This is a genomic window from Acidovorax sp. (assembly GCF_046291265.1).
Lineage (GTDB): Bacteria > Pseudomonadota > Gammaproteobacteria > Burkholderiales > Burkholderiaceae_C > Acidovorax.
Genome location: NZ_JBKBTV010000204.1, coordinates 1 through 511, shown reverse-complemented (window position 1 = coordinate 511; position 511 = coordinate 1). Strand labels below are relative to the sequence as shown.

1 protein-coding gene is annotated in these 511 nt (G+C 70.8%); it reads right to left on the bottom strand.

Features of this window, described 5'->3' with window-relative positions; all coding sequences use genetic code 11:
* Window positions 1-511: hypothetical protein (locus ACK41V_RS23905; RefSeq protein ID WP_409786218.1), on the bottom strand; the 511-nt coding region annotated here is incomplete at both ends.

The window sequence follows — 511 nt, the reverse complement described above, 5'->3', positions numbered from 1 at the left end:
ACGATCACGATCTCGATCGCGGTCCCGTGCGGCACCGTCCGATGACTTGGTCAGCATGTCCCACATCGCGCCAATGCCACTGCGGTTGCTGGAGGCCACCGAGTCCGTCACGCTGTCCGCCGCCTCGTCCTCCGACGCCTGCGTTACGTCGTCCCCCGCCCCCTCCTCCCCCTCTCCGTCTGCGCTCGCAGCTGGCGCGCTGCGGGCCCCCTCGCCAGCAGCACCTTGCGCAGGGCGGATGCTCACATAGCGCTGCCACCCCGAAGGCAGCAGCTCTGGGAACACGGCTGCCGCCGCCCACGCCGCCGCGTCCGTGGTGTCGTCGGGCGCCAGCAGGCTCGTCTCTGCCATGTCCACATCGCTGGGCAGCATGGCCGACGGCTCGCCCTGCGCACCCTCCGCGGCTCGTGGTGCTGCGGTGGGCAGGGGCGCAATATGGAATGCCTGCAGGATGACCTGCACCACCGTCTGGTCCGGCGGTGCATCGCGCGGCCACAGCAGCTCCAGCAGG